The following is a 26774-nucleotide window of genomic DNA, read 5'->3' as shown; positions in this document are numbered from 1 at the left end:
TCATCGCTTTCTATTGCCTGAGGATTCCGGCATGTCGCCACTCGATCACGCCCACGTCCCGCTGGACACGTACCTGGAACAACAGCGCGCCGAACTGGCGTCGATCATTGACCGCAACACCAGCGAAGACGGCAGCTATGCCACGGCGATCGGCTCGCTGAACCTGTCGCGACACAGCCAGCCGCACAAATTCGCCCCGGTGCTGGCGCAACCGGCGCTGTGCATCATGGCCCAGGGCAGCAAGCAGGTGCGTCTGGCGGATGAGTTCTTCAACTACGATCCACTCCATTACCTGGTGGTCTCGGTCTCGATGCCGCTCAGTGGTTGCATCGCCGACGTGTCGCCCGAGCAGCCGATCCTGGCCTTGCGCCTGGACATCGACCCGACGGAAATCACCGCGTTGATCGCCGACGCCGGCCCCTTGGGCGTGCCGACCCGCCCCGCCGGGCGCGGGCTGTATGTCGAACGCCTGGACACGCCAATGCTCGACGCCGTCCTGCGCCTGGCACGGCTGCTCGACACGCCAAAAGACATCGCCATGCTCGCGCCCCTGGTGCGCCGGGAAATCCTCTATCGCCTGTTGCGCAGCCCGCAGGGCTATCGGCTGTATGAAATTGCCATCGCCAACAGTCAGAGCCACCGCATCAGCCAGGCGATCAAATGGCTCAACGGTCATTTCGAACAGCCGTTGCGCATCGATGACCTGGCCCGGGAAGTGAACCTCAGCGTCTCGACCCTGCATCACCGCTTCAAGGCCATGACCGCCATGAGCCCGCTGCAATACCAGAAGCAACTGCGCTTGCAGGAAGCCCGCCGGCTGATGCTGGCCGAAGGGCTGGAAGCTTCGGCGGCGGGGTATCGGGTGGGTTACGAAAGCCCTTCGCAGTTCAGCCGCGAGTACAGCCGGTTGTTCGGCGCGCCGCCGCTAAGGGATCTGGCGCGGTTGCGGATGACTGTTTGAGCTGAGGGTTGTGTTGGCAGGGCTGGCCTCATCGCGAGCAAGCTCGCTCCCACAGGGGATGTTCAGTGAACACAAATTGTTTGTTCACCGCAGTCCAATGTGGGAGCGAGCTTGCTCGCGATGGGGCCAGTCGTCACACCTCAGTTAATCCAATTTCCAGCGCGCCTGATTGATCTCAATCAACGTCGGCCCCTGCCGCTCACGCGCCGCCAGCAACGCAGCCCGAAGCGACGGCACATCATCGATGGCCTCGGCAAAACAGCCCAAGGCCTTGGCGACGCCGATGAAGTCCGGGGTATGGATGTCCACGCCCACCGGTTCGATGGCGCGGTTGAGCATGTATTTCTTGATCTCTTCGTAGCCCTGGTTATTCCACAACAGCACGATTACGGGCGTGAGCGCTTCCACGGCGCTGGCCAGTTCCGGCAGGGTGAACTGCAACCCGCCGTCGCCGATCAGGCACACCACCGCCGGGCGGCCGTGGCCCAGGTCCTTGCCGCCGAGCCAGGCGCCGATGGCCGCCGGCAATGCGTAGCCGAGGGTGCCGTAGCCGGTGGAGGAGTTGAACCAGCGGCGCGGTTGTTCCAGGTTGAAGGTCAGGTTGCCGGAGTACACCGGTTGTGTGGAATCGCCGACGAACACCGCCTCCGGTAGCGTCTGCAAGACCGTGTCGAGAAACACCGTCTGGGCCCGGGTCGCGGCGTCCCAAGTGCCTTGAAGCTCGGCGCGCAACCGGGCGGCACGCGCCGGTCCCCAATCGGCGTGGCGTTCAGCCAAGGGTTGCCGGCCCAATTCGTCGAGCACGGCCCGGGCCGCGATGCGGGCGTCGGCCACCAAGGCCAGGTGCGGCGGGTAGTTGCGCACGGTCTGGTCCGGGTCGATGTCGATACGCAGCAGCGCACCGGGAATTTCGAAGCCGCCGGCGAAGGTAATGTCGTAGTCGGTCTCGGCCAATTCGGTGCCGATGGCCAGCACCACGTCCGCCTCGGCCACCAAGGCACGGGTGGCCACCAGGCTCTGGGTGGAGCCGATCAACAACGGATGGCGCGCCGGCAGCAGGCCTTTGGCATTGATGGTCAACGCCACGGGCGCGCCGAGGCGTTCGGCCAACTCGGTCAATTCGGCCGCGGCGTCGATGGCCCCGCCACCGGCCAGGATCAAAGGCCGCCGAGCGGTCCCCAGCAGGCCAGCCATTTGTTTGACCGCATGGGGTGCGGCACCGGCTCGGCTGATATTCACTGGCACGCTGGCCAGCCAGGCATCGGCGTCTTCGACCAGCACGTCCAGCGGGATTTCAATGTGCACTGGCCGTGGGCGCCCGGCCTGGAACACCGCGAACGCCCGGGCCAGCACGCCGGGCAACTCGGCGGCGGACATCAGCGTGTGGGAAAACGCCGCGACACCGCCCACCAACGCAGACTGGTTCGGCAGTTCATGCAGCTTGCCGCGGCCGCCGCCCAACTGGCTGCGCGACTGCACGCTGGAGATCACCAGCATCGGGATCGAATCGGCATAGGCCTGGCCCATGGCAGTGGTGATATTGGTCATGCCCGGGCCGGTGATGATGAAACACACGCCGGGCTTGCCGCTGACGCGGGCGTAACCGTCGGCCATGAAGCCTGCGCCCTGCTCATGTCGCGGCGTCACATGGCGGATGCTCGAACGGGCCAGCCCGCGGTACAACTCGACGGTGTGCACGCCGGGAATGCCGAACACCTGCTCCACGCCATAACCTTCGAGTAACTTGACCAATACTTCGCCACACGTCGCCATTGCCATTGCCTTTTTTCGGGTCGGGTAAAGGGCCGCGCAGCGCGGGCGGCGCGCCCTTTTTTGTCTTGGGAATGGCGTTATTGGAACGGGCCGGGCATGGCGGCAACAATGGATAAAAAGTCATACTCGCCATGTCTCCACGTCATGGCTTGGATCGAAATGAAACGACTTCCCCCGCTGCCGGCGCTGCACACCTTTCTGATCACGGCCCAATGCTGCAACTTCACCCGGGCCGCCGAACAGCTGCACATCACCCAGGGCGCGGTGAGCCGGCAGATCGCCGGGCTGGAAGATCATTTGGGTTATGCGCTGTTCCGGCGCCAGGCCCGCGGCCTGAGCCTGACCGCCGAGGGCCAGGCCTGGCTGCCACGGGTGCAGCAGGTGTTCAGCCTGATCGACGAAGCGGTCGAGCAGATCGGCGAGAAGCGCCAGGTCCTGCGACTCAAGGCCCCGACCTGCGTGATGCGCTGGTTGCTGCCGCGTCTGTTGCAGTGGCAAAAGGAACGACCGGACGTGCCGGTGGAACTGACCACCACCGTCAGGCACGGCGTGGATTTCCAGCGCGAAGCCTTCGACGCCGCGGTGGTCTATGGCCCGCCGCCGGACACCTCGCTGGCGTGCCTGCACCTGTTCGATGAGCAACTGACGCCCGTGTGCTCGCGCCCGGTCCTGGAAGGCCTGGTGCCGTTGCATGAACCCGCCGACCTGCAGCACTACCTGCTGTTGCACCCGGCCCTTGACCAGCGCGACTGGAACGCCTGGCTGGCGGCGGCCGATGTGCATTTAAGCAATGTCAGCAAGGGCCAGCACTTCGAAACCCTGGACCTGGCGATGTCCATGGCCTCCCAGGGCACCGGCGTGGCGATTGGCGACTGGTCGCTGATCGGCGACGACCTGAGCGCCGGCCGACTGGTGATGCCGTTCGAGCTGAAGGTCAAGACCGGCCTGGGCTATCACCTGGTGCACCCGCGCAAGCCCCAGGCCTCGGGGCCGTTGCAGGCTTTGATGGGGTGGTTGGTGGAGCAGGCACGGGCGCGTTGAATGCTCGCAAGGTGCTTTTGTGGCGAGGGAGCTTGCTCCCGCTGGGCTGCGCAGCAGCCCCCAAAAACTTCAGTCTGATCCTATCCCACAGTCGAGCTTTTTGGGACCGCTTCGCGCTCCAGCGGGAGCAAGCTCCCTCGCCACAAAAAGCAGGACAGATCTCAAGCAACCGGGTTTTTCAGAGCAGGTTGGGCGCCTGCGCCGGCTCGATCTGCGCCCAGTGCGAAGTGTCTTCACGGTGCTGCTGCAGGTACGGCAACACTGCCCCCAGCAAGGGCGCCTTGAACGCGTCCTGGAAACGATGGGCCAGGCCCGGGATCAGTTTCAGTTGGCTGCCTTGGATGTGCGCCGCCAAGTGCACGCCGTGCATCACCGGCAGCAAAGGGTCGGCGGTGCCGTGGACGACCAGGGTCGGCACCCGCAGTTGATTGAGCAGGGCCACCCGGCTCGGCTCGGCCATGATCGCCATGATCTGGCGCTTCACGCCTTCAGGATTGAAGGCCCGGTCATAAGCCACGGCGGCCTGATGCAGCAAGGCCTGGCGATCGTCCATCACCACCGGGCTGCCCAACGCGGCCAGCAGATCGGCTTGCTGTTCAAGGGCCATTTCGCGATTCGGCGCACCGCGCCGGGACAACAGTTGCACCAGTCTTTCGCTGGGCGCGGGCAAGCCGGCGGCACTGGAACTGGTCATGATCAGGGTCAGGCTTTCAACCCGCTCAGGCGCCATGGCGGCCATGTGCTGGGCGATCATCCCGCCCATGCTCGCGCCCAGTACGTGAAAGCTTTGCACATGCAGCGCGTCCATCAGCCCCAGCCCGTCGTCGGCCATGTCGGTCAAGGTATACGGCGCGGCCACGGGCAAGCCGAGTTTGTAGCGCAGGGCTTCAAAGGTCAGGTTGGCGCTGCCGGGCGCCTGGCGCCAGGTGGACAGGCCAACATCGCGGTTGTCGTAGCGAATCACCCGGAAACCTTGTTCACACAGGGCAACCACCACTTCGTCCGGCCAATGGATCAGTTGCCCGCCCAGGCCCATCACCAACAGCAAGGCAGGATCCGAAGCACGGCCAATGCTTTGGTAAGCCAGGCTGACCTGATCCAGGTCGACATGTTGAGTTGCAACATTGACATCACAACGAGACGCCGCGATCGACGGCAGGCCGAAAAACAGCACGGCCAGGAAGATGAATACACGCATGAAGAAACACCAAAACGCAGAACCCCAGTAGAGCGCGAGTCTGATGAAGTTTGTTCAAGCGCGCTGCCACAGTTGCGTGACAGTTTGATGAAGATTGCCGAATGGTGATCTGAAGCCAGGTGCGCACCCTGTGGCGAGGGAGCTTGCTCCCGCTGGGCTGCGTAGCGGCCCCAACATTTCATGCCTTGATCCAGGTTGAAGCCTTTTGGGACCGCTTCGCGGTCCAGCGGGAGCAAGCTCCCTCGCCACAAAAACGCTTCTTGCCAAACACCGTGCTCGCCACAACATCCAGGCTTCAGGCCAGTTGGCCACGCAACTGCCGCGCCGCCGCCACCATGTTCACCAGCGCCGCTTCCGTTTCTGGCCAGCCCCGGGTCTTCAGCCCGCAATCGGGGTTGATCCACAGCCGCTCGGCGGCGATTCGTTTCACTGCCTTGCTCATCAGCGCAACCATCTCGGCGGTGTCCGGCACCCGTGGCGAGTGGATGTCGTAGACCCCCGGGCCGATGTCGTTCGGGTAGTCGAACGCCTCGAACGCATCCAGCAACTCCATGTCCGAGCGCGAGGTCTCGATGGTGATCACATCGGCGTCCATGTCGGCGATGGCCTTGATCACATCATTGAACTCGCTGTAGCACATGTGGGTATGGATCTGGGTGTCATCCGCCACGCCCGAGGCGCACAAGCGGAACGCCTCCACGGCCCAGTCCAGGTAGGCCTGCCATTCCCCGCGACGCAACGGCAATCCCTCGCGGAACGCCGCTTCGTCGATCTGCACGATCTTGATCCCGGCTTTTTCCAGGTCCAGCACTTCGTCCCGCAGGACCAGGGCCAGTTGCCGGGCCTGGACCTGGCGCGACACGTCTTCGCGGGGGAACGACCACATCAGCATGGTCACGGGACCGGTGAGCATGCCTTTCATGACTTTGTCGGTCAGGCTTTGCGCGTAACGGATCCAGTCGACGGTCATGGCTTTCGGGCGGCTGATATCGCCGTAGATGATCGCCGGCTTCACACACCGCGAGCCATAACTCTGCACCCAGCCGAAACGGGTGAAGGCATAGCCATCCAGTTGCTCGGCGAAGTATTCCACCATGTCGTTGCGTTCGGCTTCACCGTGCACCAGCACGTCCAGGCCCAGGCGCTCCTGGATCTGCACGGCATGACGGATCTCGGTGTGCATGGCGTCCTGATAGTCGTTGGCCGACAATTTGCCTTGTTTGTAGGCCTGGCGCGCCAGGCGGATGGCCGGGGTCTGCGGGAAGGAGCCGATGGTGGTGGTAGGAAAGGTCGGCAGCGCCAGGCGTGCGCGCTGGCGTTCGATGCGCTGGGCAAACGGCGAACGCCGCTGGCTGTCCTGTGGCCCGACCGCCGCCAGGCGCGCCTGGACCTCGGCTTTGTGAATACGCGCCGAGCCCGCGCGACGGGCCTGCACCGCGCGGCTGTCGCTCAAGGCCTGTCGCACGGCGGGGGCCTGAGGATCGTTCAGCGCATCGCGCAGCACCGCGACTTCACCGCACTTCTGCACGGCAAAGGCGAGCCAGCTTTTGAGTTCCGGATCGAGCCGGTCTTCACGTTCCAGGTCCACCGGGCTGTGCAGCAGCGAGCACGAGGTGCTGACCCAGAGGTTGTCGCCAAAGCGTTCCTGGGCCGGTTGCAAGTGCGCCAGCGCCTGTTCCAGTTCGCAGCGCCAGACGTTGCGACCGTTGACCAGGCCCACCGAGAGAATCTTGTACGTGGGCAGGCGGTCCAGCACCTGGCCCAGTTGTTCCGGGTCACGTACCGCGTCGATGTGCAAGCCGTCCACCGGCAGGCTCACCGCCAGGCCGAGGTTGTCTTGCAGGCCACTGAAATAGGTGGCCACGAGTTTTTTCAACGGCGAGTACTGGAGGATGTGGTAAGCGCGCTCGAAGGCGCTCTTCCAGGCCTGGGGCAGGTCGAGGGTGAGGATCGGTTCGTCGATCTGCACCCATTCCACGCCCTGGGCCTTGAGGCGGTTGAGGATTTCACCATAGACCGGCAGCAGGCGCTCCAGCAGGTCGAGTTTGTCGAACGCCTCGCCCTTGGCCTTGCCCAGCCACAAGTAGGTCAACGGGCCGATAAGCACCGGCTTGACCCGGTGACCCAAGGCATGGGCCTCGTCCACTTCGTCAAACAGCTGTTCCCAGCTGAGGGCGAAGGTCTGGTCGGCGGAAAACTCCGGGACCAGGTAGTGGTAGTTGGTGTCGAACCACTTGGTCAGCTCCTGGGCGTATTGCGCCTGGCCGTGGTCAGCACCGCAGCAACTGGCCGTGGCGCCACGGGCCATGGCGAACAAGGTATCGAGGGTCGGTCGGCCCTGGGCATTCAAGGTGCTGTGGAAACGCTGCGGGACGGCGCCCAGGGTCAACGTGTGGCTGAGCACTTGGTCGTACCAGGCGAAGTCGCCGACGGGCAGCAGGTCGATGCCGGCGTCTTTTTGCAGTTGCCAGTGCCGGGCCCGCAGTTCACGGCCTACGGCCTGCAACGCTACCGGGGCCAGGTCGCCCTTCCAGTAGGCTTCAAGGGCTTTTTTCAATTCGCGGTCGGCGCCGATGCGGGGGAAACCGAGGGTGTGGGCCAGGGCCATGATGTGCGTCCTCCTGTAAAAGATGGCGCCATTGTCGACAACCCGACCTGCATGAGACAAACTCAACCTTTTCGTGTTGATCACAAGTTTTACTCATGGAGCTACTCCGGTGCTTGAACTCCGTCACCTCAAGACCCTGCACGCCCTGCGCGAAGCCGACAGCCTGGTCGAAGCCGCCGAACGCCTGCACCTGACCCAATCCGCCCTCTCCCATCAGTTCAAGGAATTGGAAGAGCGCCTGGGCATGCAATTGTTCGTGCGCAAGACCAAGCCAGTACGCTTCACCAGCGCTGGCCTGCGCCTGTTGCAACTGGCCGATGCCGCCCTGCCGTTACTGCGCAGTGCTGAACGGGACATCGCGCGGCTGGCGGGCGGCACCGCCGGGCGCCTGCACATGGCTATCGAGTGCCACAGCTGCTTCCAGTGGCTGATGCCGACCATCGACCAGTTCCGCGATGCCTGGCCGGAAGTCGAGTTGGACCTGGCCTCGGGCTTCGCTTTCGCGCCGTTGCCGGCCCTGGCCCGGGGCGACCTTGACCTGGTGGTGACCTCCGACCCGCTGGAACTGGCCGGGATCACGTACGTGCCGCTGTTCACCTACGAAGCGATGCTCGCCGTCGCCAACCAGCATCGGTTGGCGGGCAAGCCCTACATCGTGCCTGAGGACTTGGTCAGCGAGACCCTGATCACTTATCCCGTGGAGCGAGACCGGTTGGACATCTTCACCCGCTTCCTGGAACCGGCCGACATCGAACCGGCTCAGGTGCGCACGTCCGAGCTGACGGTGATGATGATGCAACTGGTGGCCAGCGGCCGTGGCGTCTGTGGCATGCCGCACTGGGCGCTGCATGAATACAGCTCACGGGGCTATGTGAAAGCCAAGCGGCTGGGGGAGAAAGGCTTGTTCGCCACGCTGTACGCGGCGGTGCGCACCGACATGCTCGACGCGCCGTACATGCGCGATTTTTTGCTGACGGCCAAGGACACGTCGTTTTCGACATTGGATGGGGTCAGTGCCGTGCGCTGACAGCTTTTTGTGGCGAGGGAGCTTGCTCCCGCTGGGCCGGTCCGACGCTTCGGGCGCAGCAGACCCGTTTTATGGCCGCTTCGCGCCCAAGCGGGAGCAAGCTCCCTCGCCACAAAAGCTCCATCACTCAAATCAGTGGTTCGCTCAAAGTTCTAGCCACATATGGATTTTGTCGAGGTACTCATCGTCCACCCGGATCGCCATCGGTTCGAGGCCGTAGAGGACGAAACCGCAGCGTTGGTAGAGCTTGAGCGCCGGGTCGTTGCCGGCGGTGACGGTCAGTTGCACCAGGCGCAGGAAGGTGTGGCGCCGGGCTTCGTCGAGGGCGGCCTGCACCAGTTGGTGGCCGAGCCCGCGATGGCGATGTTCGTCGGCGACGTACATGCCGAACAGCAGCGCCTTGTGTCGGGCTTTTTCCCGGGGCTCCAGGGCCAGGCCAACGATGCCGACCAGTTCTTGTTCGACAAACGCCCCCAACAGTACATCGAGCCGACTGCCCAGGCGTGACTCCCACCAGTTGATGGGCAACTTCGCCCGCTCGCTGACGCTGGAGGTGAAGGCCTGGGGGTGCAAGGCATACGCCTGGAGCATCAGCTCGCGATAGGCCTCGGCATCGCCAGCCCGCAGGCGTCGAATGCTCACGCCGAACGCCGCTGCTCAAGCATCAGGCGCAGGGCCAGGGCACCGAGGACAAACCCCATGAAATAGCGCTGCACCGCCAGCCAGCTCGGGTTATGGACGAACCACGAGGCGATGCCGGCGGCGAACAGGGCGATCAGCAGGTTGACGCTGAAACTGACGCTGATCTGGGTCAGCCCGAGGATGAGGCTCTGGGTGAACAGCGAACCGTGTTCCGGGCTGATGAACTGCGGGAACACCGACAGATAGAACACCGCGATCTTGGGATTCAGCGCGCTGGTGAGAAAGCCCATGGTGATCAGCTTGCGCGTCGAGTCCGCCGGCAGTTGCTGGGCCTCGAAAGGCGAACGCGCCCCCGGTTTCACGGCCTGCCAGGCCAGCCACAACAGGTACAGCGCACCGGCCCATTTCAATACTTCGTAGGCCATGGGCACCGCCAGGAACACCGCCGTCAGCCCCGCCGCGGCAGCGAACATGTGCACGAAGAAACCCGCCACCACGCCCAACAAGGACGTGACGCCGGCCTTGCGACCCTGGCAGATCGAACGGGAGATCAGGTAGATCATGTTCGGACCGGGCGTCAGCACCATCAGCAACGCGGCGGCGGCGAAAATAAGCAGATCCGGCAATGGAATCATGGGCATCCGTCCTTGAAATGTGAATCAGCAGGTGGCGAGCAGTGTCGCTCGATAAAACGGCAGGATCACCTCGCCTGTCAACGGTGCCAGCACCAGATCGCTGTCGCCGGCCGGATCGATCCAGCACACCTCTTCGATTTCGGCCGCTGGCGAAACCGCAGCGTCGATGCTCAGCAGAAACACCTCGGCCTGCACGGTAAACCCCGGCTCGTTGGCCGCCGGCGCGCTGAACACGCCCAGGTGGCGGGCCTGGGCCGGGTCGATCCGCAGGCCAAGTTCTTCTTCCAGCTCACGGGCCAGCGCTTGCACCGGTTGTTCATGGGCTTCGATCTTGCCGCCCGGCTGCATGAAGGCTTGGGTGCCGCGCTTGCGCACCAGCAGGGTTCGCCCGTCCGGCCCGAGCAGCAGGGCGGCGGCGATGCGGATGAGGGGGGTGGTCATGAGGAGTCAAAGCCTTGGTCGAGAAAATGCCAGGGAGATTACAGACCGCAGCGGCGGGAGCAAAGCCTGGCCCAACCTCTAAACCAACACAATCTCCTGTGGGAGCGAGCTTGCTCGCGATAGCGGTGTGTCAGTCGAAAAATATCTGACTGTTATTCCGTTATCGCGAGCAAGCTCGCTCCCACAGGGGACCCCAGTCGCCTGTCAGGTTTTCTTCACCCCAAAATCGGCTTCGGCGCCGAAGGGTCGGCCGCCTCTTCGGGAATCTTGACGAATACGCTGTACCGCGCGCCTTCCATCGCTTCGAAGGCAATGAGTTTTTCGATCAACGGGCCGCTCAGGACCTTGCCGGCGTTGAGCAGCAACATGCCGTTGTCGGCATTGAGGTTGCGCGCCAGGATCATCCCCGGAGTCAACTCGCGAGTGGTGGAGACTTGCACCGTCGGATCCGACAAGGTCACGTCTTCCAGGTATTCGGCACAGGCCTTGATGAAATCCTCGATCATGTCCGGGTCGTACAGCTTGCCGGCGTATTTGCGGATGTAGACCAGCGCTTCGTCGCTGTTCATCTGCCGTTCCAGGATCAACCCACGCTGCAGCTCGATGAAATCCACCGCCAGCTTCAACAGCCGCGAACCGAACGGAATCGCTTCGCCTTTCAGATGCTCGGGGAAACCGCTGCCGTCCCAACGCTCCTGGTGATGGCGGATGATCCGCGCCGCGTCCTTCATCGGGTCCAGGGTCATCAGCAGCGATTCGCTCTGCTTCGGATAGGCGCGGTACAGCTCCAGTTCGGTGTGATGCAGCATGTCGGCGGGCGTGACCATCATGTTGTCGGTCCAGCTCAGCTTGCCGATGTTGTAGAGCGCCGCCGCCATGGTCAGGTCGCGGTCGGTGGACTCATCGAGAAAATTGAGCCGGCTATAGACCCGGATCAACTCGATGATCTGCCGGTTGGTCTGCTTGGCCTTGGGCAGGCGCAGGTTGGCGATCAGCGAAAACACCTCGGTGCTGGTCACATAGCTGCGCTTGAGCTCGTCATAAGCCAAGTCAAGCATGTCGGCGGTCTGCTGCAGCTCGGAGGTGCGCGACGCCACGCGTTTTTCCAGGGTGGCGTTCAGGGTCTTGAGTTGCTGGTTCTGCTCGCGGTTCAGCGCTTCGAGGCGCTGGCGCTCGCTTTCGGAATGCTGGTGGGCCAGGGCCTGGCGCAAGGCCTGCACCAACTCCTCATCGTTCCACGGCTTGCTGAGGTAGCGATAAAGCTGCCCCTCGTTGATGGCCTTGGTCATCATGTCCACATCGGCATAACCGGTGAGCAGGATGCGCAAGGTCGATGGATACAACTTGCGGATTTCGGCCAGCAGCGTGGCGCCATCCATGTTCGGCATGCGCGCGTCAGTCATTACCAGGTCGACCGGGCGCTCTTTGAGAATTTCCAGCGCCTTGGCGCCACTGTCTGCCAGCAGGATCTCGTACGGCTGGCTGCGCAATAGCCGACGCAAGCTGTTGAGGATCGACTCTTCGTCATCGACCAGCAGCACCGTCGGCTTCTTTACCGGAACATCCGGCGATTGACCTTCCATTTGCAACCCCCTCCTGATTCACGACAACCGTTCTACCTTAGCCCCAAAAAACAGGCTAGTAGATTGCGAAGATTTAGACACATTTGCCCTCGGTGGCCGAGCGCATCCCGATCAGACGACTATGCTGTACCCCATGAAGGGCCATGTATAGGCCGAATACTCATGCCAGCGAAAGGGATAGCAGATGTTCCCAAGGTTCTATAGTCCGCATCAAAACGGTGCACGGCCATGAGCCTGCCTTTGGATAAAACCAATCGGCGGATCCTGATCGTCGACGACACCCCGACCATCCATGAGGATTTCCGCAAGATCCTCAGCCCGCAGATGAGCGCCGAAGACAACCTGAGCAGCGCCGAAGAGGCCCTGTTCGGCGCGCCGGTGGCGGTCGCCGGCACGAGTTTCGTGCTCGACTCGGCGTTCCAGGGCATGGAGGCCTTGAACAAGGTCGAAGCGGCGCTGGCCCAAGGGCAACCCTACGCCATGGCGTTCATCGACATGCGCATGCCACCGGGCTGGGACGGCCTGGAAACCATCGAACGGCTATGGCGCGCCGACCCCAAGCTGCAGGTGGCGTTGTGCACCGCATACTCGGATTATTCCTGGGAAGATATTTCCGAGCGCCTCGAACTGGGCGACCGCCTGCTTATCCTGAAAAAACCTTTCGACGCCATCGAGATCCGCCAGATGGCCAGCGCCTTGACCGTCAAATGGCAGATGACCGAAGACGCGGCGCTGAAAATGGACATGCTCGAACGAGCGGTCGAGGAACGCACCCGTGAGTTGGCCGACGCCAATATCATCGTGCAGAACAGCCCGACCATCCTCTATCGCCTGCGGGGCGAACCGCCGTTCGCGTTGATGTACATCTCCCATAACATCACCAAGTTCGGTCATTCCGCGGCGCAACTGATCAACTCGCCGGACTGGGCAGAAACCCTGATCCATGCCGATGACCAGGCCAAAGTCCAGGAGGCCATGGTGCGCGTCCTCGACCGTGACACCGTGGGGGCGTCCATCGAGTTTCGCATGCGCACCGGCGACGACACGTTCCGCTGGGTGGAGAACCGCTACATCCCGGTGCGCAACGACCAGGGGCTGTTGCTGGAAGTGGAAGGCATCATCCTCGACATCACCGAACGCAAGCTGGCCGAAGAAAAGATAGCCCTGCTCGCCCGCACCGACGGCCTGACCGGGCTGGCCAACCGCGCCACCATGATCGAGCGCTTGCACCAGGCCTTCGCCGCCGCGCGTCGCGGGGCGGCGCCGTTTGCCATGTTCTACCTGGACCTGGACCACTTCAAACGCATCAACGACACCCTGGGCCATCCCATCGGCGACCTGCTGTTGCAGGAAGTCGCCACGCGCATCAAGGCCTGTACACGGGAAAACGACGTGGTGGCGCGCCTGGGCGGCGACGAGTTCGCCCTGCTGCAACTGGACGTGCATGAAGCGACCCATTGCGCCGCGCTGGCGGGCAAGATCCGCGACGCCCTCGTGGCGCCGTACTCCCTGGACGGCAACGACGTGCGGATCTCGGTGAGCATCGGCATCGCCCTGTACACCCCGCAGAGCCTGAGTGCCGACAGCCTGATGGCGCAATCCGACATGGCCCTGTACCGCTCCAAGGAAAAGGGCCGCAACCAGTACCACTTCCACAACGAGGAGATCAACCAGGAAGTCACCGACCGGGTCGCCCTCGCCAACGACCTGCGCCAAGCCATCGAAAACCACGAGCTGCACCTGCACTACCTGCCGGAAGTCGACCTCGGCACCGGCAAGATCCTCGGCATGGGCGTGCAGGTGCGCTGGAACCACCCCGAACGAGGCTGGCTGGAACCGGCGGCCTTCATGCCCGCCGCCGAGAAGACCGGGATCATCATTGGCCTGGGGCATTGGGTGCTGGACCAGGCCTGCCAGCAAATGCGCCAGTGGCGCGACCAGGGCATGGCGCCCCCGGTGATCGCCATCGACCTGTCCCTGACCCAGCTCAAGACCGGCCCGGAACTGATCTACGACGTGCTGCGCACCACCGCGCGCTGGGAACTGGCGCCCTGGGACCTGCGCTTCGACGTCACCGAAGCCACCCTGGCCCAGACCAAGTGGACCCACAACGACGTGCTGCCGCGCCTTTGCGAATTGGGTGTGCAGATCGCCATCGATGACTTCGGCACCGAATATTCCTCGTTCGACTACCTCAAGACCTACCGGGTCAATCACCTCAAGCTCGCCCAGCGGTTCCTGGACAGTGCCAGTGACAATCCCGAAAACGCCACGACCTTGCGGGCGATCATCAACTTTGCCCGGGACGTGGGCATCGGGATCATTGCCGAGGGCGTCGAGACCCAGGAGCAACGCACCACGCTGATGTCCAGCGGCGGGGCGATGCAGGCCCAGGGGCATTACTTCAGCACCGTGGTCGACAGCGGCCAGGCCGCCGAACTGCTCAAGGCCGGCACCATCATTCCCGCGACAGACCACTGGACCCGACCAGCGAGCCAGCTATCGGAGAGCAATCCATGAACCCCATGTCGGTACCTGCCAACCGGCGAATCCTGGTGGTGGACGATACGCCGGCGATCCACCAGGACTTTCGCAAGATCCTCAGCCCCAGCGCCGGCCTCGATGACTCGCTGGACGACACCGAGAGCCTGCTGTTCGGCACCCCGCAGGTCAGCCGGCTGCAATTCCAGATCGACTCGGCCTACCAGGGCGAGGAGGCGCTGGAACTGGTCAAGCGCGCCCAGGCCGAAGGCCAGCCCTACGCGTTGGTGTTCGCCGACATGCGCATGCCGCCGGGCTGGGATGGCCTGCAAACCATCGAGCGGCTGTGGGAGGCCGACCCACGGCTGCAAATCGCCCTGTGCACGGCGTTCTCGGATTACTCCTGGGAAACCATGTCCGAACGGATCGAGTTCGACGATCAGTTGCTGATCCTCAAGAAGCCCTTCGACACCCTGGAAATCCGCCAGATGGCCAGCGCCATGACCTGGAAATGGCAACTGGCCCAGGATGCGGCGAGGAAAATGCGCAGCCTGGAACGCACGATCGAAGAGCGCGTCCAGGAATTGCTCAAGGTTTCCCACCTGCTGCAATACGACGTGCTCACCGAACTGCCCAACAGCATGTTGCTCGGCGATCGCCTGACCCAGGCCATGGCCCAGTGCCGTCGGCACGACCGGCAACTGGCGGTGATGTTCCTCGGCCTGGACCGCTTCAAGCGTATTAACAATGCCCTGGGCCATCCGGTGGGCGATGAGATGCTCAAGCGCGTGGCGCGGACGTTGGCAACCGTGGTGCGCGAGTCCGACTCGGTGTTTCGCTACGGCTCCGATGAATTCGTCGTGGTGCTGGGGGACATTGTCGATCCGCAGCAGATCAAAGGCGTGGCCGACAAACTGCTGGCGGCCATCAGTTCCCCGCAACCGATCGACGGCCATGACCTGAGCGTCACCGCGAGCCTGGGCATCAGCGTCTACCCGAGCGACGGTTTCGACGCCGTGGCGCTGATCAAGAAAGCCGAGACGGCGATGCGCAACGTCAAGGAGACCGGCCCCAACGACTACCGTTTTTTCACCGAGGATATGAACCGCCGGGCACGGCAGCAGCAGACCATCGAATCGGGCCTGCGCCTGGGCCTGCAACGCAAGGAATTCGTGCTGCATTACCAGCCCAAGCTCGACCTCAAGAGCGGCAAGGTGGTCGGCGTCGAGGCGCTGGTGCGCTGGGACAGGCCGGGGCACGGCATGGTCTACCCGTCGGATTTCATTCCGGTGGCCGAGGACAGCGGCCTGATCGTCCCACTGAGCCAATGGGTGCTCCAGGAAGCCTGCCAGCAGGCCTGTCGCTGGCAAGCCGAGGGCATGCGCCCGCTGTACCTGTCGGTGAACGTCTCGGCCATCGACTTTCGCCAGCGCGGCTTCGTCGAAGGCATCGCCCGCACCCTCAAGGAAACCGGCCTGGAACCGACACAGTTAGAACTGGAGATCACCGAAAGCGTACTGATGCAGAACGTCGACACCACGGTCGCCATCCTCAAGGCCATCAAGCAGTTGGGGATACGCCTGGCCATCGATGACTTCGGCACCGGCTATTCGAGCCTGAGCTACTTGCAGAAATTTCCGGTGGATGTGCTGAAGATCGACCAGTCGTTCGTCGGTGACCTGAGCATCGACAGCAACGATGCCAAGCTGGTGAGCACCATCATCAGCCTGGGCAAGAGCCTGAATCTGCACATCATCGCCGAAGGGGTGGAAACCCTTGAGCAGCTTGAATTTCTCAAGCAGCACCAATGCGAGGAAGTCCAAGGTTATTACTTCAGCAAGGCCGTCGAACCACAGGCCTTTGCCGACTGGATGACCGAATGGGAAAAACGCCAGAACCCGTTTTCGTGAACACCGGAGTGTCCTCAACCAACGTTTCAAGGAAAACATCCCATGGCGTTACATGGACTGACTCTGGCGCTCGGCCTGCTCGTGGGAATGAGCGTGATCGCGCACGCCGCCCCACTGGACGAACCCCTCAAGCCCCTGCCACCGATCCCGACCCTGGACCCCAAGCGCGTCCAGCTGGGGCTGCGGCTGTTCAATGACCCGCGGCTGTCGGTCAACAACACGCTGTCCTGCGCCAGTTGCCATCGCCTGGAAAAGGGCGGTGCCGACGACAAACCGTTTTCCCTGGGCTTCGACGGCAAGCCGGTAGAGGTCAATACGCCGACCGTGTTCAACGCCGGCCTGAACTTTCACCAGTTCTGGGATGGCCGCGTCGATACGCTGGAAGAACAGGTGCATATCGTGGTCCTCAGCCCCACGGAAATGGGCAGCACCTGGGAAACCGTGGTCAAGCGCATCGCCGATGACCCAGGTTATGCCAAGGACTTCAAGGACGCCTACCCCGACGGCGTGACCAAGCCCAATATCCAAAGCGCCCTGGCCGATTACGAACGCACCCTGCAGACACCCAATTCGCGCTTCGACCAGTACCTACTGGGCAATACCGATGCCCTCACGCCCCGGGAAAAATTCGGTTACCAGCGGTTCAAGGAATACGGCTGCATCGCTTGTCACCAGGGCGTGAATATCGGGGGCAACATGTTCCAGAAATTCGGCATCATGGGTGACTACTTCGTTGACCGCGGCAACCCCACCCGGGCCGACGAAGGACGCTTCAACATCACCGGTGATGAAAATGATCACCAGGTTTTCAAAGTACCGAGCCTGCGCAACGTGGCCGTTACCGCGCCCTATTTCCATGACGGGTCGGCGCCAACCCTGGAGCGCGCGGTAGAGGTCATGTTCAAGTACCAACTGGGTCGTGAGCCCCTCAAGAACGATACGACGTTGATCGTCGAGTTCCTCAAGACCCTGACCGGTGAATGGGAGGGCAAGCCCCTATGACAGTCCTCCGTCGCCTCGGCCTGGCCTTCATTGGCGTCTTGCTGGCGGGCATCCTGTTATTCATGTACGTCAACTCGGGCGCCCAACAGGCCGCCTCGTACATTGAATCCCGGGACCTGATTCGCCTGCTCAAGCAACAGGACGCCATCTGGGACAACGAAATCCTCAAGTCGCGGATCGCCCTGACCCACAACTACGACCCGCTGGTCTCCCCGTTGCACGAGATGGCACGCCTGTGGCAGCGCCTGGACGCCATCGAGGCGGAGCCGGGCCGGCATGGGCCGTCACTCTGGGAGGCCCAGCGCGACGAATACCTCAAGCTGGTCAAGGAAAAGACCCGCTTGGTGGAGCAGTTCAAATCCCATAACGCGGTGTTGCGCAACTCCCTGGCCTTCCTGCCCACCGGCGAGGACGATATCCAGGGCCAGTTCGCCCGGCTGCCCGACACGTATCGGCTGGAGTTGCAGAACGTTGCCATCGACACCTACGACCTGTTGCTCAGCAGCATGGAGTTCGCCCAGCTCAGCTCCCCTGATATCGCGGCTGAGGTCCTGCTGGGGTTGAACCAGTTGGAGGTCAACAAGGAGCGCCTGCCTGAGGGACTGCTCAACTCCGTCGAAGTCCTGCGCAGACACATCGGGGTGATCCTGCGGGAACAGCCAAAGGTCAATGAATTATTAATGGGCATCGAAATGGTCCCCTTGGCCGGCCGCCTGGACACCATTACCAACCTACTCGAGAAAGACCAGGCAAAAGCCGCGGCCAAATACGAGCGCAACCACGTTTACCTGCTGGTGTTCGCCACGCTCCTGGTGTTGATCCTGATCTGGCTGGGGATCCGGCTGATCCGCAGCTTCGCCGAGATCAAGCGGGTCAACAACGCCCTGCAAACCGCCAACGACGAGCTGGAACAACGGGTCGAAGAGCGTACCCGCCAACTCAAGGACACCCAGAGCGAGCTGATGGACACCGCCCGCCAGGCCGGCATGGCGGAAATCGCCACCAACGTGCTGCACAACGTCGGCAACGTGCTCAACAGCGTGAACATCTCTGCCGACCTGGTCAGCCGCAAACTGCGCAGCAGCAAGGCGCTGGGGCTGGGCAAGGCGATGCAATTGATCAACGAACACACTGACGACCTCGGGCACTTCCTCACCGAAGACGCCAAGGGCAAGCTGCTGCCCGGCTACCTCAACCAACTGGTGGAGGCCATCGCGTCGGAGCAGCAGAGCCTGACCGATGAGCTGGCCCAGTTGAGCAAGAGCGTGGACCACATCAAGGACATCGTCGCCACACAGCAATCCTATGCCGGGGCCAACAGCCTGCTCGAACCCCTGGTGGTCAGCGAGCTGCTCGAAGACGCCCTGCGCATGAACTCCGGCGCCCTGACCCGTCACCATGTTACGGTGATCAAGGAATACGGCGACGTGCCGCGGATCATGGGCGACAAGCACCGTCTACTGTTGATTCTGATCAACCTGATCAGCAACGCCAAATACGCCATGGCCGGGGTGTCCAACCATGCGCGGAACATGACGCTCAAGGCGGACGTCGTCGATGGCGAGACCCTGCAAATCAGCGTCAAGGACGAAGGCGAAGGCATTGCGGAGGAAAATATGACGCGCATCTTCGCCCACGGCTTTACCACGCGTAAGGAAGGCCACGGCTTCGGCCTGCACAGCTGCGCATTGGCGGCCATTGAAATGAACGGCCACCTCACCGCCCACAGTGAGGGGCCAGGCAAAGGGGCGACGTTCCAATTGCAGGTGCCCCTGAAACTTGCAGAAGGTGAACCATGAACAGCCTGAGTAACCGCCGCATCTTGTTGATCGACGACACACCCGCCATTCATGAAGATTTCCGCAAGATCCTCACCCCCGAGGATGACAGCAGCACGGACTTGCAGGACATGGAAAGCGCCCTGTTCGGCGAAGCGCCGAAACCTGCCGCCACCGTGTTCGAACTCGACTCGGCTTATGGCGGGCAGGAAGGCCTGAACAAATTGCTGGCGGCAGCGGCCAAGGAACGACCCTATGCCCTGGCCTTTGTCGACATGCGCATGCCCGAAGGCTGGGATGGCGCCAAGACCATCGAAGAACTCTGGAAACGCGACCCGCAGCTGCAAGTGGTGGTGTGCACCGCCTATTCGGATTACTCCTGGGATGAACTGCTCGATCGCCTGAACGGCCACGACCGCTTGTTGATCCTGAAGAAGCCGTTCGACAACATCGAAGTCCAGCAGATGGCCAACACCCTGACCACCAAATGGGAAATGACCTCCCGTGCGCAGTTGAAAATGAACAAGCTCGAAGACCTGGTGGAGCAACGTACCCAGGCGTTCAAACAGGCCAGCGAGCTGCTGCAAATGGAGATCGACGAACGCAAGATGCTGGAAACCCAGTTGGTGCAATCGGAAAAACTCGCCTCGCTGGGGCAGTTGGCAGCTGGCGTGGCCCACGAAATCAACAACCCGATCGGCTTCATTTCTTCGAACCTGGGGGCGCTGGACGGCTACTTCGGCAAGCTCCAGGAAATGCTCAGCGCCTACGGCAGCGCCGAGGAGGCCATCGCCTCGCCGGAGCTGGTGGTGAACTTGAGGAAGCTGCGCGAACAGGTGGAGCTGGATTTCCTTGTGGAGGACATCCCCCTACTGATCAAGGAATCCAAGGATGGCATCGGACGGGTCGGGCAGATCGTCAAGGACCTGAAGGACTTCTCCCGCGTCGACTCCAGCCAGGAATGGCAGATGGCCAATTTGCAGCAAGGCATGGATTCGACGTTGAACATCGTCGCCAATGAGATCAAGTACAAGGCCGACGTGGTCAAGGAGTACACGCCGTTGCCGGAGGTGGAATGCCTGCCGTCGCAGATCAACCAGGTGATCATGAACCTGATCGTCAATGCCGCCCAGGCCATCGGCCCCGAACGCGGCACCATCACCCTGCGCAACGGGGTCGGTGACGAAACCGTGTGGATCGAAGTGGCGGACAACGGCTCGGGCATTCCCCCCGAGACCCTGCAGAAAATCTTCGACCCGTTCTTCACCACCAAACCCATCGGCCAAGGCACCGGGCTGGGGCTGTCGTTGTCCTACGGCATCGTGAAAAAACACCACGGCGAGATCACCGTCCGCAGCGAAGTCGGCGTCGGCACCACCTTCCGCGTGGAATTGCCGGTGCGGCAGATGAAGCAGGCAGGCTGAGCCCCCCGGCAGTTCAAATTGTGGGGGCGAGCTTGCTCGCGATAGCGGTGGGACAGTCAATGCAGGGGTTGAATGTGCGGCCGCTATCGCGAGCAAGCTCGCTCCCACAGGTTTATCGGCGATTCCAGCCAACACACACAACCTGTGGCGAGGGAGCTTGCTCCCGCTCGGCGGCGCAGCCGTCGTAAAACCTGCTGACGCGGTCTGTCTGAATGGTCGCAATGACCCCATGGGGCCGCTGCGCAGCCCAGCGGGAGCAAGCTCCCTCGCCACGGACTTCATTCCAAGCTAATGTCTCGCCAATCGCGCGCCCCAAGGAATCCGCATGAGCCTGTCGCTGCTGAGCCGTTACGCCTTCTTTGCTGGCTGCGTGATCTTCACCCTCGCCAGCCTGCCGTTCCTGCAACACGACTGGCTCTGGCCCATTGCGCTGGTGACCGGGCTGTTGAGCCTGCTGGGGTTGTTCGATCTGCTGCAGAGCCGCCACGCCGTGCGGCGCAACTATCCAATCCTGGGCAATATCCGCTACCTGGTCGAAGGCATCCGCCCAGAGATCCGCCAGTACCTGCTCGAATCCGACAGCGATGCCCTGCCCTTCTCCCGCGCCCAGCGCTCGCTGGTGTACTCCCGGGCCAAAAACGAAAGCGCCGACAAACCCTTCGGCACCTTGATCGACGTCTACCAGACCGGTTTCGAATTCATCGGCCACTCCATGCGCCCGGCGCCGTTGAGCGACCCCAGCGGTTTTCGCGTGACGGTCGGCGGCCCGCAATGCACCCAGCCCTACTCGGCCTCGGTGTTCAACATCTCGGCCATGAGCTTCGGCTCCCTGAGCGCCAACGCCATCCGGGCATTGAATCAAGGCGCCAAGCTCGGCAACTTCGCCCACGACACCGGTGAAGGCAGCATCAGCCCCTACCATCGCGAACACGGTGGCGACCTGACCTGGGAACTGGGCAGCGGCTATTTCGGCTGTCGCACCAGCGACGGACGCTTCGACCCGGAGCGTTTCGCCGCCCAGGCCCGGAACCCGCAGGTGCGGATGATCGAAATCAAGATGAGCCAGGGCGCAAAGCCCGGCCATGGCGGGATCCTGCCCAAGCACAAGGTCACCCGGGAAATCGCCGAGACCCGTGGCATCCTCATGGGCGAGGATTGTATTTCGCCATCATGCCACAGCGCGTTCTCCACGCCGATCGAACTGATGCAGTTCGTCCAGCAACTGCGTGAACTGTCCGGCGGCAAACCGGTGGGTTTCAAGTTCTGCCTGGGGCATCCGTGGGAGTTCATGGGCATCGCCAAGGCCATGCTGGAAACCGGGATCCTGCCCGACTTCATCGTCGTTGATGGCAAGGAAGGCGGCACCGGCGCGGCGCCCGTGGAATTCACCGACCACATCGGCGTGCCGCTGCGCGAAGGCCTGCTGTTCGTGCACAACACCCTGGTGGGCCTGAACCTGCGGGACAAGATCAAGCTCGGCGCCAGCGGCAAGATCGTCAGCGCCTTCGACATCGCCAGCGTCCTGGCCATCGGCGCCGACTGGGCCAACGCCGCGCGCGGCTTCATGTTCGCCATCGGCTGCATCCAGTCGCAAAGCTGCCACACCAACAAATGCCCCACTGGCGTCGCCACCCAGGACACCCTGCGCCAACGCGCCCTGGTCGTCCCGGACAAGGCCCAGCGGGTCTACAACTTCCACCGCAACACCCTCAAGGCCCTGGCCGAAATGCTCGCCGCCGCCGGGCTTGACCATCCTTCGCAATTGCAGCCCAAGCATTTGGTGCGGCGCATGTCGGCCACCGAGGTGAAGTTGTTCTCGCAGTTGCATGTGTTTTTGAAGCCGGGGGAATTGCTCACGGGCGAGGTCAATGGGGCGTTTTATTCGCGGATGTGGCAGATGGCGCGGGCGGATAGTTTTGAGCCGCGGGAGGTGGTGGCTGCGTAAGGGGCTTGATTGCCTGCCTCGGTTGAGGCAAGTGCAATCTATCAATTGCAGCCCTGGCTCTCATTGCATGTTCAATGCTTGCGGAATATCACAACCCGTGAAAACAGAAAATCTAGACGGTTCCTTCATGACGATGAAGCCATAATCGCCGAGCAGATAGATCCGGTAATATTGATTGTCCACGAGGGGTGTATATCCCTGGTAACCGACACGGGTCGCGTTGCGCCGCTCGCGTTCGATCACCACATTGGTGATACCCATGAATAACGGGCTTTCCGGAAGGATGAAGTAGTCGATATTAAGCAGATAATGCAGAACCGGCAGCTGTTCGAACGAACCGCAAGCACTGACCAGCCAGTGGGAGGAGTAGGTAAGCGACATATAGATCCGCTTCGCTTCGTACAACTCCCGGCGTGAAGTAATGTCGTAGCTCAAACTGTAGAGCGCACCATTGGCAAAGGTTTTTTCCAAGGTCAGGACTCGGCCGTAAGCAAAGGACAACGAAAGCGTCGCCAAAAGCGGAATGACTAGCAGCACCGGTAGTTGGCGATGGATCGGAATAAGGGCTTGGTACGCAAGATAAAACAGCAACATCAACAGTACCCCGAAACCCATCAAGGTGCGGGCGCCTTCATTGAAGTCGCGGAAAAACACGGTGATACCAGGCACCAGAAAAACTAACAAACAAAGTGCCAGTAAACAGATCAGACTCAAGACGATTGTCTTCCACCGCGGCTCTCCACGGGCCCCTATCCGGCGTCCCAGACGTAAGGTACCCATCAGGGGACACAACGCCAGCATGGCAAATACCCAGGCATATCCACCGTGGAACAACAACGCAATTTTTTCCAGCACCGTGCCGATATTGAAAGCAATCTGTCCGAGTGGATCAGTTTTCCAGTTCAGTAATGCAGTCCGCGTCGTCTCTATGGACGAGAACGTCATGACGAAGTAAATCAGGATGGCCAAGCCAAGCTGAGCGAGCCTGCCCCCCAACATTGCCCACCACTGTCGCCATGACAGCGGTTTGCATGCAGCCCTGAACAGGTCCAGGCAAACCAATCCCAAGAACACGTTGAAACTGATCTGATAGAGCCCGAACGCCAATACCAACAAGGCCACCGGCACCCACCACTGGCGCATGGGCGAGGCGCTGCGAAAAGTCGTTGCGTAAATAACCGCCACCAGACTCAGCGCCATACCGGGCCCGTCGTATTGATACGACAGGTTCTGCAATAGGAAGGGGTTGTACCAGAGGGGCAAGGGCACGAAACAGCAGACTAGCGTCGGCGTGGGGAAATAGTGATAGGTCAGACGAGTCAGGGCCAGGGACATCGCCAATACTGCCAGCAACAAAGGCAGCGGGAAAATATCCGGCGCGGCGCCGGTGAAAGAGAGCGCCTGGTACAACAGGTCGGTAAACCAGCGCCCTTGGCTGGCCCAGGCGTTGCCGGCTTCCAGTGTCCGCCAGCTATCGTCGATATAACGAAAATCAGCCAGGATCAACGGCAGAACATACAGTAGGGTCGCCACCAGAAAAAAGGACACGACCTGGCGCCGGTTGAGTTTGCGGTACGAAATCAGCGAAACGCTCATACGCAATGCCCTCGAAGTACTACGAACCGGGGCAACAGAAAATCAGGGATCGGCCAATGAATATTTTATTGACCAGCCCAACCATTAATTAGTTGAGAACGCACCTACAAAAAAGCCCCAGTCATCGGACCAGGGCTTCCTCATACATCGCAGTGAACCTACGAAGCCGAACGCACCGACCCCGTTACATCTCCGGTCGGTTGCAACTTGAAGGTGTAGAACAACAACGTCAGCAACACCAGGAACGCCGGGCCGATATACAGCGCCACGCGGGTGTCAGGGAAGTACGCCATCAAGCCCACCACCAACACCAGGAATGCCAGCGCCAGGTACGAGCTGACCGGGTACAGCCACATGCGGTACTTCAACGCCGCACGCTCGGAAGCGCTCAGGCCTTTGCGGAACTTGAGCTGGGCCAGCAGGATCATCACCCAAGTCCAGATCGCGCCGAAGGTGGCAATGGACGTCACCCAGACGAAGACTTTCTCCGGCACCAGGTAGTTGAGCAGCACGCCCAGCAGCAAGGCGGCGATGGACAGCAGCAGTGCGCGGCGTGGTACGCCATTGCTGGAGGTCTTGGCGAAACCAGCCGGGGCCTGGCCGTTCTGCGCCAGGCTGTAGAGCATCCGTCCGGTGCTGAAGATCCCGCCGTTGCAGGAGGACAGCGCGGCGGTGATCACCACGAAGTTGATGATGCCGGCGGCGGTCTTGATGCCCAGGCGCTCGAAGGTCATCACGAACGGGCTGCCCTGGGTGCCGATTTCGTTCCAGGGGTAGATCGACAGGATCACGAACAGCGCGCCGACGTAGAACAGCAGGATCCGCCAGAACACCGAGCCGATGGCGTTGGGGATGGTTTTCTGTGGGTTCTTCGCCTCACCGGCGGTCAGGCCGATCATCTCCACGCCCAGGTAGGCGAACATCACCATTTGCAGGGACATCAACACGCCCGACACACCGTTGGGCATGAATCCGCCGTGGGTCCAGAGGTTGGAGATTCCCAAGGCCACGCCGTCGTTGCCGAAGCCGAAGGCAATGATGCCGACGCCGCCGATGACCATGGCGATGATGGTGACGATCTTGATCAGGGCGAACCAGAACTCGAACTCGCCGAAAGCCTTGACCGCGATCAGGTTGATCGAGCCCATGCTGACCAGCGCGGCCAGGGCCCAGATCCAGCGGGGCACGTCGGGGAACCAGACGCCCATGTACACCGCCACGGCGGTGATTTCCGCCACGCAGGTCACCAGCCACAGGAACCAGTAGTTCCAACCGGTCAGGAAGCCTGCCAGTGGGCCGAGGTAGTCCTGGGCATAGCGGCTGAACGAACCGGCCACCGGGTTGTGCACGGCCATTTCACCGAGGGCGCGCATGATCACCAGGATCGCCAGGCCACCGATGATGTAGGACAGCATGATCGCCGGCCCGGCCATTTCGATGGCCTTGGCCGAACCGAGGAACAGCCCGACACCGATGCAGGCGCCGAGCGCCATCAGGCGGATATGCCGCTCACCGAGTTCACGTTTGAGCGGACCACCCTGGGCGGTCTCGCCATGGGGCAGATGATTGCCGACAGGCATAGGGATAAACCTCGTCTTGTTATTGGATTAGCCACCGAGTGTCCAAGGCTGCGGGCGGGTGGGCCTGCGAGCATTGCCGAAACCGGGCCTGCCTTGTGGGCAGACCGTCCTGTAGGAAAATTCCTCAAGATCAGCGGGCCGTGCAGTATAAAAAGCCGGGAACAGAAAGTTTCACCATAAAAGCAGGTTAATTCAGGGAATGCGCCAGCCGAGGACGGCGTTATGAAGAGGGATTGCCTGAGCTAATGGCCTTTTAGAAGCAGCGCCGAGTATTGCACAGTGAGGGTGCAACGTCATGTCTTTGCAGGCGGCGAAGGCTCTAGCGCGAGGTTTTCAGGACACCACCGCCCCCGTGGCGAGGGAGCTTGCTCCCGCTCGGCTGCGCAGCAGCCGCCTGCATTCAAAAGCCGCAAAGTGAGGGCGGCTTCGCCCCCCAGCGGGAGCAAGCTCCCTCGCCACAAAAAGCGACTAAAGCCACACCGTGTCCCACAGTGGGTAATCGCCGACTCGATCTACTAACCCTGCACGAAGCGGATTGGCAATGATGTAGCGGGCGGTAGGTCGCAGGTCCTCGTTGTCGCGGATCGCGCGGTCATGGAAGCCGCTTTGCCAGAAGGCACGCTTTCTGTTCATTGCTCGATTGATTGTTAGGGTGCTGCGGGATTTAACTGTCTGCATCACTTGGGTGAGCTGAGCTTGCTCTAGCTGCACCAGCCAATGCAGATGGTCCGGCATCACAACCCATGCCAGCGAATTGATCTGACCTCGCTCATGAGCCAGGCGCATTTCTGCAATCAATAAGCGGCCCAGTCGCCAGTCCTTGAAAATCGGTATGCGTCGGTGAACGACCGTAGTGATGAGATAACCTCGCCCCGGTTCCGAAGAGCGTCCGCGACGTAAGCGATGAGAGTTTGGGTGTGGAGGATGCATTCCTTGGCTTCCTGTGGTTGGGTGTCTACTTACGGTAGCCTCACCCGCAACGATCCGACGCGATGATAGTTGAGCGACTTTTCCGAAGACGGCGTAGTACCTGTGGCGAGGGAGCTTGCTCCCGCTGGGTGGCGCAGCCGCCCCGCTTTTTCAACTCCGAAAACGCTTAAGCCATGCCACCGTCGCGTCTGCTGCGCAGCCGAGCGGGAGCAAGCTCCC

19 protein-coding genes are annotated in these 26774 nt (G+C 61.9%); 9 read left to right on the top strand and 10 right to left on the bottom strand.

Annotated features, from left to right (window positions below; translation table 11 throughout):
* Positions 1-31 precede the first annotated feature (31 nt).
* Entirely contained in the window at positions 32-961 is a 930-nt protein-coding gene (locus ACIPQ1_RS13560) for an AraC family transcriptional regulator (RefSeq protein ID WP_053124712.1), read from the top strand.
* A 144-nt stretch (positions 962-1105) separates the two neighbouring features.
* On the opposite strand, the gene ACIPQ1_RS13555 is transcribed toward ACIPQ1_RS13560, so the two are convergent.
* Positions 1106-2734, bottom strand: a complete 1629-nt coding sequence (locus ACIPQ1_RS13555) for a 5-guanidino-2-oxopentanoate decarboxylase (protein ID WP_446534290.1) — start codon at positions 2732-2734, stop codon at positions 1106-1108.
* A 159-nt stretch (positions 2735-2893) separates the two neighbouring features.
* Here ACIPQ1_RS13555 and ACIPQ1_RS13550 point away from each other — a divergent pair, with 159 nt between their 5' ends.
* Positions 2894-3775, top strand: a complete 882-nt coding sequence (locus ACIPQ1_RS13550) for a LysR substrate-binding domain-containing protein (protein WP_446534289.1) — start codon at positions 2894-2896, stop codon at positions 3773-3775.
* 178 nt (positions 3776-3953) lie between these two features.
* Here the strand turns inward: ACIPQ1_RS13550 and ACIPQ1_RS13545 are convergent, their stop codons facing one another.
* Positions 3954-4973, bottom strand: coding sequence for an alpha/beta fold hydrolase (locus ACIPQ1_RS13545; RefSeq protein WP_446534288.1), 1020 nt, complete (start codon positions 4971-4973; stop codon positions 3954-3956).
* 295 nt (positions 4974-5268) lie between these two features.
* Complete coding sequence (gene metE / locus ACIPQ1_RS13540) at positions 5269-7581, bottom strand: 5-methyltetrahydropteroyltriglutamate--homocysteine S-methyltransferase (protein ID WP_446534287.1); 2313 nt, start codon at positions 7579-7581, stop codon at positions 5269-5271.
* Between the two features lie 109 nt (positions 7582-7690).
* Here metE and metR point away from each other — a divergent pair, with 109 nt between their 5' ends.
* The gene (metR, locus tag ACIPQ1_RS13535) at positions 7691-8608 is read left to right on the top strand and encodes a transcriptional regulator MetR (protein ID WP_053124730.1); all 918 of its coding nucleotides are present in this window, start codon (positions 7691-7693) and stop codon (positions 8606-8608) included.
* 144 nt (positions 8609-8752) lie between these two features.
* Here metR and ACIPQ1_RS13530 read toward each other — a convergent pair whose 3' ends face one another.
* From ACIPQ1_RS13530 to ACIPQ1_RS13515, 4 genes are all read right to left on the bottom strand, one after another.
* Complete coding sequence (locus ACIPQ1_RS13530) at positions 8753-9250, bottom strand: GNAT family N-acetyltransferase (protein WP_434703692.1); 498 nt, start codon at positions 9248-9250, stop codon at positions 8753-8755.
* A complete protein-coding gene (locus ACIPQ1_RS13525; RefSeq protein WP_411385514.1) occupies positions 9247-9885 on the bottom strand; it encodes a LysE family translocator in 639 nt (212 codons plus the stop codon). The genes ACIPQ1_RS13530 and ACIPQ1_RS13525 overlap by 4 nt, the downstream gene beginning before the upstream one ends.
* A 24-nt stretch (positions 9886-9909) precedes the next feature.
* The gene (locus ACIPQ1_RS13520; RefSeq protein ID WP_250962499.1) at positions 9910-10326 is read right to left on the bottom strand and encodes an NUDIX hydrolase; all 417 of its coding nucleotides are present in this window, start codon (positions 10324-10326) and stop codon (positions 9910-9912) included.
* Positions 10327-10541: 215 nt separating this feature from the next.
* Positions 10542-11909 carry an HD domain-containing phosphohydrolase gene (locus ACIPQ1_RS13515; RefSeq protein WP_411385515.1) on the bottom strand — a complete coding sequence of 456 codons (1368 nt, stop codon included), beginning with the start codon at positions 11907-11909 and terminating at the stop codon, positions 10542-10544.
* 228 nt (positions 11910-12137) lie between these two features.
* On the opposite strand from ACIPQ1_RS13515, the gene ACIPQ1_RS13510 reads away from it, so the two are divergent.
* From ACIPQ1_RS13510 to ACIPQ1_RS13485, 6 genes are all read left to right on the top strand, one after another.
* Positions 12138-14429, top strand: coding sequence for a GGDEF/EAL domain-containing response regulator (locus ACIPQ1_RS13510; protein ID WP_446534286.1), 2292 nt, complete (start codon positions 12138-12140; stop codon positions 14427-14429).
* Entirely contained in the window at positions 14426-16300 is a 1875-nt protein-coding gene (locus ACIPQ1_RS13505) for a putative bifunctional diguanylate cyclase/phosphodiesterase (protein ID WP_207966756.1), read from the top strand. The genes ACIPQ1_RS13510 and ACIPQ1_RS13505 overlap by 4 nt, the downstream gene beginning before the upstream one ends.
* 42 nt (positions 16301-16342) lie before the next feature.
* Complete coding sequence (locus ACIPQ1_RS13500; RefSeq protein WP_411385517.1) at positions 16343-17302, top strand: cytochrome-c peroxidase; 960 nt, start codon at positions 16343-16345, stop codon at positions 17300-17302.
* Positions 17299-19101 (top strand): DAHL domain-containing protein, encoded by a 1803-nt coding sequence (locus ACIPQ1_RS13495; protein ID WP_446534285.1) that lies wholly within the window; start codon positions 17299-17301, stop codon positions 19099-19101. Before ACIPQ1_RS13500 ends, ACIPQ1_RS13495 begins: the two co-directional genes overlap by 4 nt.
* On the top strand, positions 19098-20504 hold the full coding sequence (locus ACIPQ1_RS13490; protein ID WP_446534284.1) for an ATP-binding protein: 1407 nt from the start codon (positions 19098-19100) through the stop codon (positions 20502-20504). The genes ACIPQ1_RS13495 and ACIPQ1_RS13490 overlap by 4 nt, the downstream gene beginning before the upstream one ends.
* A 325-nt stretch (positions 20505-20829) precedes the next feature.
* Entirely contained in the window at positions 20830-22449 is a 1620-nt protein-coding gene (locus ACIPQ1_RS13485) for an FMN-binding glutamate synthase family protein (protein WP_446534283.1), read from the top strand.
* Between the two features lie 60 nt (positions 22450-22509).
* Here the strand turns inward: ACIPQ1_RS13485 and ACIPQ1_RS13480 are convergent, their stop codons facing one another.
* From ACIPQ1_RS13480 to ACIPQ1_RS13470, 3 genes are all read right to left on the bottom strand, one after another.
* Positions 22510-24045: a glucosyltransferase domain-containing protein gene (locus ACIPQ1_RS13480; RefSeq protein ID WP_446534282.1), complete on the bottom strand. Its 1536-nt coding sequence runs from the start codon at positions 24043-24045 to the stop codon at positions 22510-22512.
* A 158-nt stretch (positions 24046-24203) separates the two neighbouring features.
* The gene (locus tag ACIPQ1_RS13475; RefSeq protein WP_446534281.1) at positions 24204-25625 is read right to left on the bottom strand and encodes an amino acid permease; all 1422 of its coding nucleotides are present in this window, start codon (positions 25623-25625) and stop codon (positions 24204-24206) included.
* Positions 25626-26093: 468 nt separating this feature from the next.
* Positions 26094-26555 (bottom strand): REP-associated tyrosine transposase, encoded by a 462-nt coding sequence (locus tag ACIPQ1_RS13470; protein WP_250962453.1) that lies wholly within the window; start codon positions 26553-26555, stop codon positions 26094-26096.
* Positions 26556-26774 lie beyond the last annotated feature (219 nt).

The sequence above is a fragment of the Pseudomonas sp. LARHCG127 genome, assembly GCF_052871455.1.
The sequence above is the reverse complement of the archived record's forward strand: the minus strand, read 5'-3'. Positions and strand labels throughout refer to the sequence as shown.

Bases quoted from the DNA above. Each gene is read 5' to 3' on its own strand.
- ACIPQ1_RS13505 (WP_207966756.1), top strand. From the start codon at position 14,426: ATGAACCCCATGTCGGTACCTGCCAACCGGCGAATCCTGGTGGTGGAC.
- ACIPQ1_RS13525 (WP_411385514.1), bottom strand. From the start codon at position 9,885: ATGATTCCATTGCCGGATCTGCTTATTTTCGCCGCCGCCGCGTTGCTG.
- ACIPQ1_RS13480 (WP_446534282.1), bottom strand. From the start codon at position 24,045: ATGAGCGTTTCGCTGATTTCGTACCGCAAACTCAACCGGCGCCAGGTC.
- ACIPQ1_RS13550 (WP_446534289.1), top strand. From the start codon at position 2,894: ATGAAACGACTTCCCCCGCTGCCGGCGCTGCACACCTTTCTGATCACG.
- ACIPQ1_RS13560 (WP_053124712.1), top strand. From the start codon at position 32: ATGTCGCCACTCGATCACGCCCACGTCCCGCTGGACACGTACCTGGAA.
- ACIPQ1_RS13545 (WP_446534288.1), bottom strand. From the start codon at position 4,973: ATGCGTGTATTCATCTTCCTGGCCGTGCTGTTTTTCGGCCTGCCGTCG.
- ACIPQ1_RS13515 (WP_411385515.1), bottom strand. From the start codon at position 11,909: ATGGAAGGTCAATCGCCGGATGTTCCGGTAAAGAAGCCGACGGTGCTG.
- ACIPQ1_RS13495 (WP_446534285.1), top strand. From the start codon at position 17,299: ATGACAGTCCTCCGTCGCCTCGGCCTGGCCTTCATTGGCGTCTTGCTG.
- ACIPQ1_RS13475 (WP_446534281.1), bottom strand. From the start codon at position 25,625: ATGCCTGTCGGCAATCATCTGCCCCATGGCGAGACCGCCCAGGGTGGT.
- metE (WP_446534287.1), bottom strand. From the start codon at position 7,581: ATGGCCCTGGCCCACACCCTCGGTTTCCCCCGCATCGGCGCCGACCGC.
- ACIPQ1_RS13485 (WP_446534283.1), top strand. From the start codon at position 20,830: ATGAGCCTGTCGCTGCTGAGCCGTTACGCCTTCTTTGCTGGCTGCGTG.
- ACIPQ1_RS13470 (WP_250962453.1), bottom strand. From the start codon at position 26,555: ATGCATCCTCCACACCCAAACTCTCATCGCTTACGTCGCGGACGCTCT.
- ACIPQ1_RS13520 (WP_250962499.1), bottom strand. From the start codon at position 10,326: ATGACCACCCCCCTCATCCGCATCGCCGCCGCCCTGCTGCTCGGGCCG.
- ACIPQ1_RS13510 (WP_446534286.1), top strand. From the start codon at position 12,138: ATGAGCCTGCCTTTGGATAAAACCAATCGGCGGATCCTGATCGTCGAC.
- ACIPQ1_RS13500 (WP_411385517.1), top strand. From the start codon at position 16,343: ATGGCGTTACATGGACTGACTCTGGCGCTCGGCCTGCTCGTGGGAATG.
- ACIPQ1_RS13490 (WP_446534284.1), top strand. From the start codon at position 19,098: ATGAACAGCCTGAGTAACCGCCGCATCTTGTTGATCGACGACACACCC.
- ACIPQ1_RS13555 (WP_446534290.1), bottom strand. From the start codon at position 2,734: ATGGCGACGTGTGGCGAAGTATTGGTCAAGTTACTCGAAGGTTATGGC.